This is a genomic window from Streptomyces sp. NPDC126499, assembly GCF_040302485.1.
Classification (GTDB): Bacteria; Actinomycetota; Actinomycetes; order Streptomycetales; family Streptomycetaceae; genus Streptomyces.
Genome location: NZ_JBEOUO010000012.1, coordinates 149,265 through 165,370, shown reverse-complemented (window position 1 = coordinate 165,370; position 16,106 = coordinate 149,265). Strand labels below are relative to the sequence as shown.

The following is a 16,106-nucleotide window of genomic DNA, read 5'->3' as shown; positions in this document are numbered from 1 at the left end:
CCGACACCCCTGACGGCGTTGCACTCAAGTGCCCCGAGTGTGCTCGTGAGTCGGCACTCCCCACAGTGCGTGACCCATTGACCCGAGCTCAATGGAGCCAACTATTAAGTACGTCCGGGCCGTAAACCACACTTAAGCGGTCTCGTTTTGACAACATCACCGAAGCCGGGAAGACCGAAATCCGGACAAAGCGAGCAGAGACAGACACCGACGAAACGGACCGTTAACACACGTTCCGGAGAGCGACGACCGATATCCGGACGCTTGGCCGGGTAAATATGCTTGACGCAAGTTGACGAACCGTTGAAGAAGGGTCCGACCCCCCGCACGGTGTGCGGGGGGCCGGACCCTGAATGTGAGCTTCCGCTCGGACGGCCTCAGCGGCCGTCGCGCCGGCTCAGCCGTTCTTCGCGCGGGAGGCGGCGCGGGCGCGCTCGCGGGCGTCCAGGTTCACCTTGCGGATGCGCACGGCCTCCGGGGTGACCTCGACGCACTCGTCGTCGCGGCAGAACTCCAGGGACTGCTCCAGGGAGAGCTTCCGCGGCGGGACGATCGCCTCGAAGGAGTCGGCCGACGAGGAACGCATGTTCGTCAGCTTCTTCTCCTTGGTGATGTTCACGTCCATGTCGTCGGAGCGGGAGTTCTCACCGACGATCATGCCCTCGTAGACCTCGGTGCCCGGCTCCACGAAGAGGACGCCGCGCTCCTGGAGGTTGGTCATCGCGAAGGCGGTGACCGCGCCGGCGCGGTCGGCGACCAGGGAGCCGTTGTTACGGGTCTGCAGCGGGCCGAACCACGGCTCGTGGCCCTCGTGGATCGAGTGGGCGATGCCGGTGCCGCGGGTCTGGGTCAGGAACTCCGTACGGAAGCCGATGAGGCCGCGGGACGGAACGACGAACTCCATGCGGACCCAGCCGGAGCCGTGGTTCGACATGTTGTCCATGCGGCCCTTGCGGACGCCCATGAGCTGGGTGACGGCGCCCATGTGCTCCTCGGGCACGTCGATCGTCATGCGCTCGACCGGCTCGTGGACCTTGCCGTCGACCTCCTTGGTGACGACCTGCGGCTTGCCGATGGTCAGCTCGAAGCCCTCACGGCGCATCTGCTCGACCAGGATGGCGAGCGCGAGCTCACCACGGCCCTGGACCTCCCAGGCGTCCGGGCGCTCGGTCTCCAGGACGCGCAGCGAGACGTTACCGATCAGCTCGCGGTCCAGACGGTCCTTCACCTGACGTGCCGTGACCTTGCGGTCCTTGACCGCGGCCTTGGCGTCGGCGCCCTTGCCGGTGCCGCCACGGCCGACCAGCGGGGAGGTGTTCGTACCGATCACCATGGAGATGGCCGGCTCGTCGACCGTGATGAGCGGCAGCGCGACCGGGTTCTCCGGGTCGGCCAGCGTCTCGCCGATCATGATGTCGGGGATGCCGGCGACGGCGCAGATGTCACCGGGGCCCGCCACCTCGGCCGGCTTGCGGGTGAGCGCCTCGGTCATCATCAGCTCGGTGATGCGGACGTTCTGGATCGAGCCGTCCCGCTTGATCCACGCGACCGTCTGGCCCTTGCGCAGCTCGCCCTGCTCGACGCGGAGCAGCGCGATGCGGCCGAGGAAGTTGTCGGCGTCGAGGTTGGTGACGTGGGCCTGGAGCGGCGCGTCCTCCTCGTACGTCGGGGCCGGGACGTGCTCCAGGATCGTGGAGAAGAAGGGCTCCAGGTTGGTGGAGTCCGCCGGGACGGTGCCGTCCTCGGGCTTGGTCAGCGAGGCGATGCCGTCACGGCCGCAGGCGTAGACGATCGGGAACTCGATCTGGTCCTCGTCGGCGTCCAGGTCCAGGAACAGGTCGTAGGTCTCGTTGACGACCTCGTCGATCCGGGAGTCCGGGCGGTCCGTCTTGTTGATGCAGAGGATGACGGGCATCCGGGCCTGCAGCGCCTTGCGCAGCACGAAACGGGTCTGGGGCAGCGGGCCCTCGGAGGCGTCGACCAGCAGGACGACGGCGTCGACCATCGACAGACCGCGCTCGACCTCGCCGCCGAAGTCGGCGTGGCCGGGGGTGTCGATGATGTTGATCGTGATCGGGGCCCCGCCGTCCTTGGGGTGGTACTTCACCGCCGTGTTCTTGGCGAGGATCGTGATGCCCTTCTCACGCTCCAGGTCGTTCGAGTCCATCATGCGGTCGTCGAGCTGCTGGTGGGCGGCGAAGGCACCCGCCTGCTTGAGCATGGCGTCGACGATGGTCGTCTTGCCGTGGTCGACGTGGGCGACGATGGCTACGTTACGGATGTCGTGGCGCGTGGGCATGGGTGGCTTGCGCTTCTCTCGGATCGTGGGAATCGGCGTCAGTTCCTCTTACGCCCGCCGGGCGGACGCGCCACGGCTATGTCCTATGGTACGGGGCTGCCGTGCAAGGGGCTTCCCCGGAGGGATCCGAGAGGGTCTACTGGGAGGTTTCGGGGTGTGGGGAAGGTCATGTGGGCTCATGCGGCCGGGTCAAGGGGCCATCGTGATCCTGCCCGCCGGCGGGACCGGCGGGCAAGGAAATTGAGCTCCTTCTGAGCTTCGGACTTGGAGTTTCGGTTACTTTCGGGTATTGGGGCGGCTTTCGGCCCCGGGGGGTGCGGGGAGCGGGCGGACGTCACCGGGCGGGGCCCGGTCGCCCTCACCCCTTGTTGCGCTCGGCGCCCTTCGCGGTCTCCGGCTTCTTGAAGCCGATGTCCTGGTAGCGCGGGGAGGCGAAGCCCCACGCGCCCGCGTTCAGCACGTCCGGCTTGACCGCCACCAGCTGGGGGCGCTGGTAGAGGGGGATGGAGCCGGCCGCGGCCCAGATCCGGGCGTCGGCCTGGCGGACGAGGTCCCGGGCCTCCTCCTCGTCGAGGGTGGCCGCCGCCTGGTCGAAGAGCTGGTCGATGCGGTCGGTGCCCACGCGCGCGTAGTTCTGCTCCACCAGCAGCGAGCCGTCCGAGGCCGGCTCGGGCTTGGCGAAGATCGGCCGGGCGTCGGTCGCCGGGAAGGCGGTCGCGGGCCAGGAGTAGAGGGCGAGGTCGTAGTCGCCGGAAGCGATGTGGTCCTTGAAGAAGCTCTCGTCGGAGACCTTGATGATCTCGGTGCGGACGCCGATGGCGTCGAGCATCCGGACGATCCGGTCGCCGACCGCCCGCAGCGCCTCCGAGCCCGGCCCCGAGGGCAGGACGAAGCGGAGGCTGAGCGGCTTGCCGTCCTTGCCGAGCGCCCGCGCGGCCGCCGCGTCCACCGCCGCCGGGGCGGCGGTGCCGCGCGGGGCGTAGGCGCCGGCGACGGGCCCGGCCACCGGCTTGCCCTCGGCCTTGGCACCGGCGTCCGTGTCGAGGGCCGCGGCCTGGCGCAGCAGGGCGGCGCCCTGGAAGGCGGCGACGGGGGCCGGGGCGAGGATGTTGGTGCCGTTCTCGGGTCCGCCCGCGCCGATCAGCGGTGCGGCGGGACGCTCGCCGGGCTTGTCGTCCCCGACGATGTAGAGGCCGTCGTCGGAGGCGGTGTCCGCCTTCGGGTCCTGCTCCGCCGTGGCCTTGTTCCCGGCGCTTTCGCCCTCGGCCTTCTCCCCGGCGGCCTTCTTCTCGGCCTCGCTGCCCGCCTTCTTCACGGCCGGCGGCTTCTTCAGCGCCCCGCCCGGCACCCAGCCCGCGTCCGCGAGGAGCGCCCGCGCCTCCTCGGTGTCCTGGTCGCCGAGCGCGTCGCTGCTGTCGGCGTACGCGGGCTGCCCGGCGAGCGCCAGGTGGCTGCCCGGGGGCTTGGCCGGCAGGCCGAGCGGCTTGAGTACGGTGTCGGCCAGCTCCTGGCGGTCGATCGCGCGGGCCACGGCCCGGCGCACCCGCTCGTCGGCGAGCGGCCCGGACTCGCCGTTGAGGGAGAGCTGGGTGTAGGCGGGCTCCAGTGACTTGCGGACCACGAAGCCGGCGAGGCCCTTCTGTTCGGCCGCGTACCGGGCGATGGCCTGCTGGTTCTGCTCCCGCGCCGCCTGGACCTCCTCGGCCTTCTCCTCGTCGGAGCCGTAGGCGAGTGCCCAGGACTTCAGGGCGGCGGCGGGGGTGATCCCGGCGCCGGGCCCGTGGGTGAGGGCCTGCGCGCCGTTCCGTCCGGCGCGGGCGTCCCGTACCGCGAGGGCGATCCGCTCGGCGGTGGACCGGTCGATCTCGGCCAGGTCCAGCTTGTCGGCGGCGAGGGCGGCGGCCCGCTCGGTGCGGGGCACGGCGGTCAGGACGAGGGAGTCGAGCTTGGCGGCCTGGCCCCACCAGCGGGGGTTGCGGGAGAGGGTGACCTGACCGTTCTTGCTGTCGACCGCCTTGAGCAGGAACGGTCCTGCGGTGGACTTGAGGGTGGTGCGCGCTCCGTCGTTGAAGGTGTTCGGGGAGCCCATCACCTCCTTCGGGTAGAGCGGGGTGAACAGGGCGCGCCAGTCGGCGTAGGGCTTGCCGAAGGTGACCCGTACCTCCAGGTCGTTCTTGCCCCGCTCGATCTTCTCGATCCGCTCGTAGCCGGCGTTGCGGGCGGTCCAGTAGGCGGTGTCGCGGCCGCTCAGCGCCCGCCACTGGGCGACGAAGTCGGGGGCGCCGATCTCGCGCCCGTCGCTCCAGACCGCCTGCTGGTTGAGCTTGTAGAGGACGACCTGCTTCGGTTCGGTCTCGATGACCTCGGCGGACTCCAGGTAGTCGGGGTTGAGCCGGGGCCGGCCGCGCTCGTCGAAGGTGTGCAGGGCGGGGAGCACGGCTCCGGCGATGCGGGCGGTGGCGCCGTCGGCGTCGGCCTGGAAGGCGTTGAGGGTGGTGGGCAGGGCGTCGACGGCCCAGCGCAGGGTCCCTCCGTCGGCGACCTTGTCGCGGGGGGCCGGTGCGTTGTCCTGGGCGGCGGTCGGCGGCTGGTCGCCGCTGTCGCCGGAGCTGCATCCGGCGAGCACGGCGAGGGCGAGGACCGCGCTGCCGAGGGTCGCGACGGAGTGGAGCGTGCGGGAGCGGGGGCTCCTGGAGCATGTCCTCCCGCGTGGGGCGCCGACCTGGGACATGACTTATACCCCTTCGTCCAGTTTCATGCCATTTGGAGATGATCACACCTATTGCTCATACACTGAAAAGGACGGAGCGGATCCGGTGGCGGCGACACGACGGCACGGACGGCGAACCCCACCCGTGCGGCCCAATCGCCCGGTGCCGGGGCGCTCCGGACGAGTGGAATCAGGTGCACACGGCTTCACAAGCGGGATGTGACGCGCGACACTCCCCGAAGGTCTCCCTTGGGCCGACCGGGGGCACCCACCAGCGCGTGTTCGCCACCCCCGCACTCGCGGAAGTGAGGGCAACCATGTCCGTTCAGGACGATCTGGCGGCCGTCAAGCGCCGCCTGCACGACCTCGAGCACACGGTCGAGCAGCTGGAACGCCGCGTCGCGGCGGAGCGGGGCGCGCCGGGGCGGCCGGCCGCGGGCCGGCCGGAGAACCTCGTACCCGTCCCGGACACCCCGTACGACAGCGGAATGTGGACCGACTCCGACGACGAGGGCCTGGGAGCACGCGACCGCCACGCGCCGTAGGCGCCCCCGGCAGACGCCGCCCGTCGGCAGACGGCAGCCCATCGGCACACGGCAGCCCATCGGCACACCGCAGAGGAGGCCCCCCGTTGGCCACAGGTACCGAACCCTCCGAACGGCCGACGGGGGTGCGCTCCCCGGGGCGCGCCTCCGTCGCCGCCCGCCATCTGCGCACCGACCGCTGGTGGCTGGCGCCCGCCGCCACCGCCGCCGGACTGCTCGCCTTCATCGCCTACTCGACCTGGCGGGCCTTCGCGAACGCCCACTACTACGCCGCGCCCTACGTCTCGCCGTTCTACTCGCCCTGCCTCGCCGAGAACTGCGTGCCCATGCGCGGCGGCCCGAACTGGGAGCTCTTCGGCAGCTGGTGGGGCCTGTCCCCCGCCCTGCTGATCCTGGTCTTCCCGCTCGGCTTCCGGCTGACCTGCTACTACTACCGCAAGGCCTACTACCGCGGTTTCTGGGCCTCCCCGCCGGCCTGCGCGGTCGCCGAACCCCACCGCGCGTACAGCGGTGAGACCCGCTTCCCGCTGATCCTGCAGAACGTCCACCGGTACTTCTTCTACCTGGCCCTGCCGGTCGCCGGAGTCCTCACGTACGACACCGTCCTCGCCTTCCGGGACGCCTCCTACGCGTGGGGGCACGCCGGGCTCGGGACGGTGGTCTTCCTCGTCAACATCGTGCTCATCTGGGCGTACACCCTGTCCTGCCACTCCTGCCGGCACGTGGTCGGCGGCCGGCTGCGGCACTTCTCGAAGCATCCGGTGCGCTACCGGCTGTGGACCTGGGTGGGGCGCCTGAACCGGCGTCACATGCTGCTCGCCTGGACCTCGCTGTTCAGCGTCGCGCTCTGCGACCTGTACGTGTACCTGCTCGCCACCGGCGCCTTCGACGACCCGAGGTTCTTCTGAGATGACCGACACGGAACGGCAGCAGTGGGACGTGATCGTGGTCGGCGCCGGCGGCGCCGGGCTGCGGGCGGCGATCGAGGCGCGGGCCCGGGGCGCCCGTACCGCCGTCATCTGCAAGTCCCTGTTCGGGAAGGCGCACACGGTGATGGCCGAGGGCGGCATCGCCGCCGCCATGGCCAACGCCAACCCACACGACACCTGGCAGACCCACTTCCGCGACACCATGCGCGGCGGGAAGTTCCTCAACCAGTGGCGGATGGCCGAGCTGCACGCCCAGGAGGCCCCCGAGCGGGTGTGGGAGCTGGAGACCTGGGGCGCGCTCTTCGACCGCACGGCCGACGGGCGGATCTCCCAGCGCAACTTCGGCGGCCACGAGTACCCGAGGCTCGCGCACGTCGGCGACCGGACCGGCCTCGAACTGATCCGCACCCTCCAGCAGAAGATCGTCGCCCTCCAGCAGGAGGACTTCCGCGCCACCGGCGACTACGAGAGCGGCCTGAAGGTCTTCCAGGAGTGCACGGTCACCCGGATCCTCAAGGACGGCTTCGGCAGGGTCGCGGGCGTCTTCGCCTACGAGCGGGAGTCCGGGCGCTTCTTCGTCCTCCAGGCGCCCGCGGTGGTCCTCGCGACCGGCGGCATCGGCAAGTCCTTCAAGGTGACCTCCAACTCCTGGGAGTACACGGGTGACGGACACGCGCTCGCCCTGCTCGCCGGGGCGCCGCTGGTGAACATGGAGTTCGTGCAGTTCCATCCGACCGGGATGGTCTGGCCGCCGTCGGTGAAGGGCATCCTCGTCACCGAGTCGGTGCGCGGCGACGGCGGGGTGCTGCGCAACTCCGACGGCAGACGGTTCATGTTCGACTACGTGCCCGAGGTCTTCAAGGAGAAGTACGCGCAGTCGGAGGAGGAGGCCGACCGCTGGTACGAGGACCCGGACGCGGGCCGCCGGCCGCCCGAGCTGCTGCCGCGCGACGAGGTGGCCAGGGCGATCAACACCGAGGTCAAGGAGGGCCGCGGCTCCCCGCACGGCGGGGTCTTCCTCGACGTGTCGACCCGGATGCCGGCCGAGGTGATCCGGCGCCGGCTGCCGTCGATGTACCACCAGTTCAAGGAGCTGGCGGACGTGGACATCACGGCGGAGGCGATGGAGGTGGGGCCGACCTGCCACTACGTGATGGGCGGCGTCGCCGTCGACTCCGAGACGGCGGCCACGGTCGGCGTCCCCGGGCTCTTCGCGGCCGGTGAGGTCGCCGGCGGCATGCACGGCTCGAACCGGCTCGGCGGCAACTCCCTCTCCGACCTGCTGGTCTTCGGGCGCCGGGCCGGGCTCTACGCCGCCGAGTACGCGGCGGGGGCGGCCCGGACCGAGGCCGCCGAGGAGGCGGTGGCGGCGGCGCGGGCGGAGGCGCTGGCCCCGTTCGACGGCGAGGCGTCCGGGGACGCCGCCGAGAACCCGTACACGCTGCACCAGGAGCTCCAGCAGACGATGAACGACCTCGTCGGGATCATCCGGCGGGAGAGCGAGATGGCCGAGGCCCTGGAGCGGATCGCGCGGCTGCGCGAGCGGGCGCGGCACCTCGCCGTCGAGGGGCACCGGCAGTTCAACCCGGGCTGGCACCTGGCCCTGGACCTGCGCAACATGCTCCTGGTCGGCGAGTGCGTGGCCCGGGCCGCCCTGGAGCGGACGGAGAGCCGCGGCGGGCACACCCGGGAGGACCGCCCCTCGATGGACCGCGCCTGGCGGGCGGTGAACCTGCTGTGCCGGGCCGTCGACGGGGGCGAAGACGGAGGCGGAGGCGGCGGGGTGCGGCTGGAGCGGGTGCGCACCGAGCCGATCCGCGCCGATCTGCTCGCCCTCTTCGAGAAGGAGGAGCTGGCGAAGTACCTGTCCGAGGAGGAGCTGGACGCGGCGGAAGCGGGGCTGGAGTCATGAGTACGTACGACGCGCGGTTCCGCATCTGGCGGGGCGACGCCGGGGGCGGCGAACTGACCGACTACACGGTCGAGGTGAACGACGGCGAGGTGGTCCTCGACATCGTCCACCGTCTCCAGGCCACCCAGGCGCCGGACCTGGCCGTGCGCTGGAACTGCAAGGCCGGCAAGTGCGGTTCCTGCTCGGCCGAGATCAACGGGCGGCCGCGGCTGCTGTGCATGACCCGGATGTCGGTCTTCGGGCGGGACGAGACCGTCACCGTGACGCCCATGCGGGCCTTCCCGGTGATCCGCGACCTGGTGACGGACGTGTCCTTCAACTACGCGAAGGCCCGGGAGATCCCGGCCTTCGTGCCGCCCGCCGGGCTGGCACCGGGCGAATACCGGATGCGGCAGGAGGACGTCGACCGCTCGCAGGAGTTCCGCAAGTGCATCGAGTGCTTCCTGTGCCAGAACACCTGCCACGTGGTCCGTGACCACGAGGAGAACAAGGACGTCTTCGCCGGCCCGCGCTTCCTCATGCGGATCGCCGAGCTGGACATGCACCCGCTCGACGCCGCCGAGGAGGCCGGCCTCGACCGCGCCCGCACCGCCCAGGACGAGCACGGCCTCGGCTACTGCAACATCACCAAGTGCTGCACGGAGGTCTGCCCGGAGGACATCAAGATCACGGACAACGCCCTGATCCCGATGAAGGAGCGGGTCGTGGACCGCAAGTACGACCCGGTGGTGTGGCTGGGCGACCGAATCCGGCGACGCCGGTCGTAGGCGGGTGCCGGTCGCGGCCCGGCGCGCGGCGGGCCCGCTCAGTGCCAGCCCTCCCGGTAGGCCGCCCAGTCGCCCTCCTCGGCCGCGAAGTCGACGTACAGCGCCAGTCCGAAGCGCTCCCGGCCGGGGTCGGTGCGCCCGAGGCCGAGGCGGGCACCGCGGACGGCGGCAGCCACGGTCTCGGCGTTCTCGTGGTGCCCGAGGTCGTCCTCGTGGAAGAAGGGCAGCCCCATGAGCAGGTCCGTCCCCTCGGGGGTCACCTCCAGGGCGAGGCTGGTCTGCTGGGCGACATAGCCGCCGTACAGGCCCTCCAGCGGCATCCACGTGTCGTACGACATGACGGCTATCTGGTCGACGCGGCGGGCGACCTGGCCGAAGAACTCCTGCGACCACCACTTCTCGCTGCCGCCGGTGACCACGCCGAGGGCGGTGTGGGCGGCCGGCAGCGGGTCTATCTGGTGCGCGGCGACCGACAGCGGGGCCTTGCGGGCCCGGGTGAGCGCGCCGAGGTCGTCGAGCAGCGACAGATAGTTCCGGTCGTCGGAGTGCAGCGGCTCCAGGTCGAAGTGGACGCCCTCGAATCCGGCGTCGAGGACCTGCCGCGCCGAGGCCACCACCGCGGCCCGCGATCCGGCGTCCTCCAGGCGCAGTCCCTCGGGGCCCTCACTGGCGAGGATGTCGCCGAGCCAGGCGTGCACCCGTATGCCCGGCATCGTGCGGTGGACGCCGTCGAGGAGCCAGCGCGCGCGGGGGTAGCGGTCGGCGGGCAGGGTGCCGTCGTGCTCCAGCGGCCCGGCGTGCACGTACAGGTCGCGGATGCCCGTGCCCTTGATCCGGGCGGCGAAGGCCGTGAGGTCGGCGTCCTTCTTCCGGCCGTCGACCCAGGCGTGGCCGAGCCAGATGGCGTCCTTGCCGCGCGTCTTGGTGCCCTCGCGCAGCTCACCGGTGTAGTTCAGGCGCAGCGCCGTGCCCGCGGCGAGCACCGGGACCACGAGCAGCAGGACGAGCCCGAGGGCGACCGGGCGTCCTCGCCGCCACATGCTCTTCCACCGTGCCTTCACCCGGGCCCCCCGAGGGTCGTCGTGTCACTGGAACCACCGTAGCGGTGGCTACCGACAGTGACGCGGGCCTGTGGAGAACGGTTTCCGCACCATCCGCCGGATCCGTGGGGACCGGCTCTGGCCCTTCCGGCCCTTCCCACCCGTCCGGCTCTCCCTGCCCGTCCGGCCCGGCCCCGGTCGCGCGGTCACCGACCCGGACATAGCCTCGCCCTCGTGACGCGAAGAGCCACCCGGGCGCTGCTGTCGGTGCTGGTGGCGGCGTGGTGGCTGGCCGTGCCCGCCGCCCACGGCGCCCACGCCGACGACCCCGTCGAGCTGTCCCGCCAGGGGCAGATCACCGACCGGGTGGGAGCCCTCGGCGACCGGCGGGCCGCGGTGGCCGAAGCCCTCGACCGGCTCTACGACGCCCGGCGGGTCCAGCTCTTCGTCGTCTACGTACGGGACTTCTCCGGCCGCCCCGCCCAGGGCTGGGCCGACGCCACCGCCGAACGCAACGGCCTCGGCCGTGACGACGTGCTGCTCGCCGTCGCCACCCACGCCCGGCAGTACGGCTACTCCGCCGACCCCGCTTCCCCTCTCAGCCAGGACCAGCTCGACGACGTGGCGCGCACCGCGATCGAACCCGCGCTGCGGCAGAACGACTGGGCGGGCGCGGCCGTCGGTGCCGCGAACGGCTACACCGCCGTCCTCGCCGGACAGCCCGTGCCCGTCCCCGCGATCACCCCCGGCCCCGCCGACCCCGGCGGCGGCCCGTCGGACGGCTCCGGTTCGGTGACCGACCTGCTCGTGCCGGTCGTCCTGCTCGGCGGCGCGGGTGCCGTGGCGGCGTACGCGTACGTCAGGCGGCGCCGCAGGACGGCCACCCGGACCACTCCCGGCGGCGGCCACGGCTGGGGCGCGCCGGCGGCCGGGCCGCAGCCCTCGCTCGACGAGCTGGAGGGGCGGGCCCGGCAGGCGCTGGTCGCCACCGACGACGCCGTGCGCACCAGCCAGGAGGAACTGGGCTTCGCCACCGCCCAGTTCGGCGAGGAGGCGACCGGGCCGTTCACGGAAGCGCTGCGGTACGCGCAGGGCGAGCTCACGGCCGCGTTCCGGCTGCGGCAGCAGCTCGACGACGCGTTCCCGGAGGACGACGCGACCCGCCGCGCGATGCTCGACGAGATCCTGAAGCGCTGCGCGGACGTCAACGCCCGCCTCGACGCCGAGTCCGCGGACTTCGACCGGCTGCGGGCCCTGGAGCGCAACGCCCCGCAGGCGCTGGCCGCCGTCGAGAGCGCCTTCCGCGAGCAGACCGGCCGGGTCGGCACGGCCGAGGCGACCCTGACCGCCCTGCGCGAGCGCTACACCGAGTCGGCGGCGGCCCCGGTCTCCGGCGACGTCGAACAGGCCAAGGACCGACTCGTGTTCGCCACCACCACGATCAACGAGGCCCGGCAGCGGCTCGACGCGGGCGACCAGGGCGCCGCCGCCGTGCAGATCCGGGCCGCCGAGGGCGCCGTCGACCAGGCGGCCCGGCTCATCGAGGCCGTGGACCGGCGGGCCCGGGAACTCGCCGAGGCGGCGGGCCGGCTGCCCGGGGCGATCGAGGAGACCGAGGCGGACCTGGCCGACGCCCGGGGGCTGCTCCAGGGCACCGCACAGGAGGTGCCGACGGCCGATCTGCGGGGCCGGATCGGCCGGGCCGAGGCGGTGCTGGCCGCCGTGCGGGCGGCCGTGGACTCCGGCCGGTACGACCCGATCGACGCGCTGCGCCGGATCGAGGAGGCGGACGCGGCGCTCGACGAGGCGCTGGAGGGCGCTCGGGAGCGCGAGTCGGGGGTGCGGCGTGCGCGTGCGCTGCTCGACCAGGTGACCTTGATGGCCCGTTCGGCGATCGGCGCGGCCGGCGACTACATCACGACGCACCGCGGCGCCGTGGGCGCCGAGGCCCGCACCCGGCTGGCCGAGGCCCAGCGGCGACTGGACCGGGCGGGTGAGCTCGCCGGTGACGATCCGCAGTCGGCGCTCGCCGAGGCACAGCGGGCGGACGCGCTGGCCCGGCGGGCGCAGGAGCTCGCGGAGCAGGATGTGCGGACGTATGGGAACCCGAACGGCCTGGGCGGTGTAACAGGGGTGGGAGGTGCCGGTGGCGGCGGGCTCGGTGGGGCCGTGCTCGGCGGCATTCTCCTCGGCGGACTGTTCGGGGGAGGTCGTGGTGGGGGTTTCGGTGGTCATGGCGGGGGTTTCGGGGGCGGCGGCTTCGGCGGCGGTCCCGGCAGCTTCGGCGGCGGCGGGACGCGCGGCCGGCTGGGCGGCGGCGGTCGTTTCTGACCTCGCTCTTTCACTCGTGTCCCGTCTTGTGCGCAAGGAGAGCGTCCATGAGCAAGCAGACCATCCTCGGCCGTGTCGCCCAGCTGGCGAAGGCCAACGTCCACGCCCTGCTGGACCAGGCGGAGGATCCGCAGAAGATGCTGGACCAGCTGATCCGCGACTACGCGAGCAACATCTCGGAGGCGGAGGAGGCGGTCGCGTCGACCATCGGCAATCTGCGGCTGATGGAGCAGGACCACCAGGAGGACGTGTCGGCGGCGCGGGAGTGGGGCGAGAAGGCCCTGGCCGCGAGTCGCAAGGCGGACGGGCTGCGGGTCGAGGGCCGGACGGCGGAGGCGGACCGCTTCGACAACCTGGCGAAGGTCGCGCTGGGCCGCCAGCTCCAGTCGGAGAAGGAGGCGAGGACCGCCGAGCCGACCATCGCCGCGCAGACCGAGGTGGTGGACAAGCTCAAGGCCGGCCTGGACCAGATGAAGGTGAAGCTGGGCGAGCTCCAGGCCAGGCGCGACGAGCTGGTGGCGCGGGCGAAGTCGGCGCAGGCGCGGAACACGATGATGGACGCGGTCAAGAGCATCGACGTCCTGGACCCGACGAGCGAGCTGAGCCGCTTCGAGGACAAGGTCCGCCGGGAGGAGGCGAGGGCGATGGGCAAGCAGGAGCTGGCCGCCTCCTCGCTGGACGCCCAGTTCGAGCAGTTGGACGCCCTCGGCGACGAGGCGGAGATCGCGGCCCGTCTCGCCGCGCTCAAGGCCGCCTGACCGGCGCGGCGGTGTGGCGGGCCGGCGCGGCGATGCGCCGGGCCCGCGCCGGGTGGCGGACCGGTGCGGTGCGTCGGGCGGGCCGCTCAGAACATGCTGAGCAGCTGGTCGACCGTCGGCTCGGCGAGACCGTCTCCGTCCGGCAGGGGCAGCTCGAACCAGACGGTCTTGCCGCGCGGGGTGCGGCGCGAGCCCCAGGCGGCGCTGAGCAGTCCGACCAGTTGCAGGCCGCGGCCGCCCTCGTCGGTGTCCTTGGCGCGGCGGCGCCGTGGCTGGACGAGTCCGGCGTCCCACACCTCGCAGACGAGGGTGCGGTCGCGCAGCAGGCGCAGCCGGATCTCGCCCTCGCCGTAGCGCAGCGCGTTGGTGACGAGCTCGCTGACGAGCAGTTCGACGGTGTCCACCAGCGGCTCCAGCTCCCAGCTCGTGAGCTGGGCCCGGGCCAGTTCGCGGGCGCGGCCGACCGAGCGGGGCTCCCTGGGGAGCCGCCAGTCGCCCACGGCCTCGCTGGGCAGGCCCTGGATCCTGGCCATGAGCAGGGCGATGTCGTCCTCGCCGTGGTGGGTGTCGAGGGTGGTCAGGACGTGGTCGCAGACGTCCTCGAGGGGGCGGCCCGGGTTGGCGAGGGCGCTGCGGAAGGCGCTCAGTCCCTCGTCGAGGGGATGGTCGCGGGACTCGACGAGCCCGTCGGTGTAGAGGGCGAGCAGCGCGCCTTCGGGGAGCTCGACCTCGACCTCCTCGAAGGGCTCGCCGCCGACGCCGAGCGGCATCCCGGGGGGCACGTCGAGCAGCAGGGCCTCCTCGCCGGGTTCGAGGAGCACGGGCGGCAGATGGCCCGCGTTGGCGAAGGTGCAGCGGCGGGTGACGGGGTCGTAGACGGCGTAGACGCAGGTGGCGAGGTAGACCTCGGACAGTTCGGGGCCGCGGGTCTTGTGGTGGGCGCGGGCGGACTGCTGGGCTCCGGCGGGGGCGCCGAGGCCGCGGGCGATCTCGTCGAGGTGGGACAGGACCTCGGCGGGTTCGAGGTCGAGCTGGGCGAGGGTGCGCACGGCGGTGCGCAGTTCGCCCATGGCGACGGCGGCGCGCAGGCCGCGGCCCATGACGTCACCGATGACCAGGGCGGTGCGGTGGCCGGGCAGTTCGATGACGTCGAACCAGTCCCCGCCGACCTCGGAGCCGACGGTGCCGGGCAGATAGCGGCAGGCGATGTCGAGTCCGGCGGCCTCCGGGTCGCCGGGCGGCAGGAGGCTGCGCTGGAGGATGAGGGCCCGCTCGTGTTCGCGCCGGTAGAGGCGGGCGTTGTCGATGCAGACGGCGGCGCGGGCGGCGAGTTCGACGGCGAGGGCGCGGTCGCGTTCGCCGAAGGGCTCGCTGCCCTTGGTCCGGGAGAACTGGACGAGGCCGACGACGGTGTCGTGGGCGACCATCGGGACCACGAGGGTGGACTGGACGAGGCCGCCGTCCCGTCCGGGGACGGTGCGCAGGCGGCCGGTGCGCAGGGCCCCGGCGCAGGGCGAGTTGAACGGGTAGCGGTGCACGGAGCCGACCTGGACGGGTCCGTCGTCGCAACACAGGTCGGCGGACGGGCCGGTGTGCCGGGTGTGTCCCATCTCCCCGCCGGCCGGGCCCGCCGCGTCCGGCCCGCCGTCCCCCGGGCCGGCGTCCTCCGTGCTGCCGCGCGGCTTTCCGACGCGTACGGGGGTGTCGGCGACGGCGCTGGCGACGGCGACCCGGCGCAGCTCGGCGCTGCCCGCCCCGTAGCCGACGTCATGGGAGCTGCCCCAGCGTCCGGGCGGCGCCTCGTCGCCGGTGAGCAGGCCCTGGTAGAGGTCGACGGCGGCGAGGTCGCAGAAGCCGGGGACGGCGACGTCGAGGAGTTCGCGGGCGGTGGACTCCAGGTCGAGGGAGTTGCCTATGCGGGCGCCGGCCTGGTTGAGGAGGGCGAGGTTGCGGCGGGCGCTGGCGGCCTCGCGGGCGGCGTTGTGCCGGCGGGTGACGTCGATGCCGAGACCGGCGACGCCGATGGGGCGGCCGGAGCCGCTGTGCACGCGGTAGAGGTTGACCGACCAGTGGCGCCGGTCGTGGGAGCCGGGTGCGGCGCCGACGATCTGGAGGTCGGCCACGGACTCGCCGGTCTCCAGGACCTTCTTCAGCGCGGCGGTCATCCGGTCCGCCTCGGGCCGGGCGAGGTAGTCGTGGACGGTCCGGCCGCGGTGGTCGTCGGCGGAGCCTCCGAAGACGGTGGCGAAGCGGCGGTTGGCGCGCTTCACGGTCAGGTCGGTGCCGAAGAGCAGAAAGCCGAAGGGCGATTGGCCGAAAATGGCCTGCGAGGCGGCGAGGTCCGTCTCGATGCGGCGCAGGGCCCGCACGTCGACCACGATGCACAGCGCCGCGCGTTCCCCGGTCTGTGTCTCGCTCGGCATCACGTACAGCTCGGCGAGGCCCTGGCGGCGGTCCTCCCCCGGCGTGCGGAAGGGGACGAGGCCCGTCCACTCCTTGCCGTCCAGGATCTCCCTGACCCTGTGATGTCCGCGCTCGCGCAGGTCGGCGGGCAGGAATGCCTCGACCGGATCCTTGCCCCTGGCCTCCTCGGCGGTGACTCCGAAGAGCTCGACGGCGCGCCTGCTCCACTGGTCGACGAGCCCGTCGGGGCCTATCGAGAAGGAGGCGACCCGGATGTAGTCATAGATGGATCCGGGCGGGCTGCTCTGCCACACGACACCGCTCGCCGTCTCAGGTATCTCGCTCACGCGACCGTCCCCTCCAGCTCACCGCACCGGACCGGCCATGACGGCAGTATTCAGCACCATGGCCC

General features: G+C 72.5%; 10 protein-coding genes. 6 read left to right on the top strand and 4 right to left on the bottom strand.

Annotated features, from left to right (window positions below):
- Positions 1–397: 397 nt before the first annotated feature.
- Both typA and ABTZ91_RS19920 read right to left on the bottom strand, forming a co-directional pair.
- Positions 398–2,299, bottom strand: a complete 1,902-nt coding sequence (gene typA, locus ABTZ91_RS19925; protein WP_345485838.1) for a translational GTPase TypA — start codon at positions 2,297–2,299, stop codon at positions 398–400.
- Between the two features lie 358 nt (positions 2,300–2,657).
- Positions 2,658–5,030 (bottom strand): ABC transporter family substrate-binding protein, encoded by a 2,373-nt coding sequence (locus ABTZ91_RS19920; protein WP_352078496.1) that lies wholly within the window; start codon positions 5,028–5,030, stop codon positions 2,658–2,660.
- A 296-nt stretch (positions 5,031–5,326) separates the two neighbouring features.
- Here ABTZ91_RS19920 and ABTZ91_RS19915 point away from each other — a divergent pair, with 296 nt between their 5' ends.
- From ABTZ91_RS19915 to ABTZ91_RS19900, 4 genes are all read left to right on the top strand, one after another.
- Positions 5,327–5,554 carry a hypothetical protein gene (locus ABTZ91_RS19915; RefSeq protein ID WP_352078495.1) on the top strand — a complete coding sequence of 76 codons (228 nt, stop codon included), beginning with the start codon at positions 5,327–5,329 and terminating at the stop codon, positions 5,552–5,554.
- A gap of 86 nt (positions 5,555–5,640) precedes the next feature.
- Positions 5,641–6,462, top strand: coding sequence for a hypothetical protein (locus ABTZ91_RS19910; protein WP_352078494.1), 822 nt, complete (start codon positions 5,641–5,643; stop codon positions 6,460–6,462).
- Position 6,463: 1 nt separating this feature from the next.
- Positions 6,464–8,395 carry a fumarate reductase/succinate dehydrogenase flavoprotein subunit gene (locus tag ABTZ91_RS19905; protein ID WP_352078493.1) on the top strand — a complete coding sequence of 644 codons (1,932 nt, stop codon included), beginning with the start codon at positions 6,464–6,466 and terminating at the stop codon, positions 8,393–8,395.
- Entirely contained in the window at positions 8,392–9,162 is a 771-nt protein-coding gene (locus tag ABTZ91_RS19900) for a succinate dehydrogenase/fumarate reductase iron-sulfur subunit (RefSeq protein ID WP_352078492.1), read from the top strand. The genes ABTZ91_RS19905 and ABTZ91_RS19900 overlap by 4 nt, the downstream gene beginning before the upstream one ends.
- A 38-nt stretch (positions 9,163–9,200) precedes the next feature.
- Here the strand turns inward: ABTZ91_RS19900 and ABTZ91_RS19895 are convergent, their stop codons facing one another.
- Entirely contained in the window at positions 9,201–10,202 is a 1,002-nt protein-coding gene (locus ABTZ91_RS19895) for a hypothetical protein (RefSeq protein WP_352078491.1), read from the bottom strand.
- 234 nt (positions 10,203–10,436) lie between these two features.
- Here ABTZ91_RS19895 and ABTZ91_RS19890 point away from each other — a divergent pair, with 234 nt between their 5' ends.
- Positions 10,437–12,533: a TPM domain-containing protein gene (locus tag ABTZ91_RS19890; RefSeq protein ID WP_352078490.1), complete on the top strand. Its 2,097-nt coding sequence runs from the start codon at positions 10,437–10,439 to the stop codon at positions 12,531–12,533.
- A 47-nt stretch (positions 12,534–12,580) separates the two neighbouring features.
- On the top strand, positions 12,581–13,291 hold the full coding sequence (locus tag ABTZ91_RS19885) for a PspA/IM30 family protein (RefSeq protein WP_352078489.1): 711 nt from the start codon (positions 12,581–12,583) through the stop codon (positions 13,289–13,291).
- An 86-nt stretch (positions 13,292–13,377) separates the two neighbouring features.
- Here ABTZ91_RS19885 and ABTZ91_RS19880 read toward each other — a convergent pair whose 3' ends face one another.
- Positions 13,378–16,041, bottom strand: coding sequence for a SpoIIE family protein phosphatase (locus ABTZ91_RS19880; protein ID WP_352078488.1), 2,664 nt, complete (start codon positions 16,039–16,041; stop codon positions 13,378–13,380).
- Between the last annotated feature and the right edge of the window lie 65 nt (positions 16,042–16,106).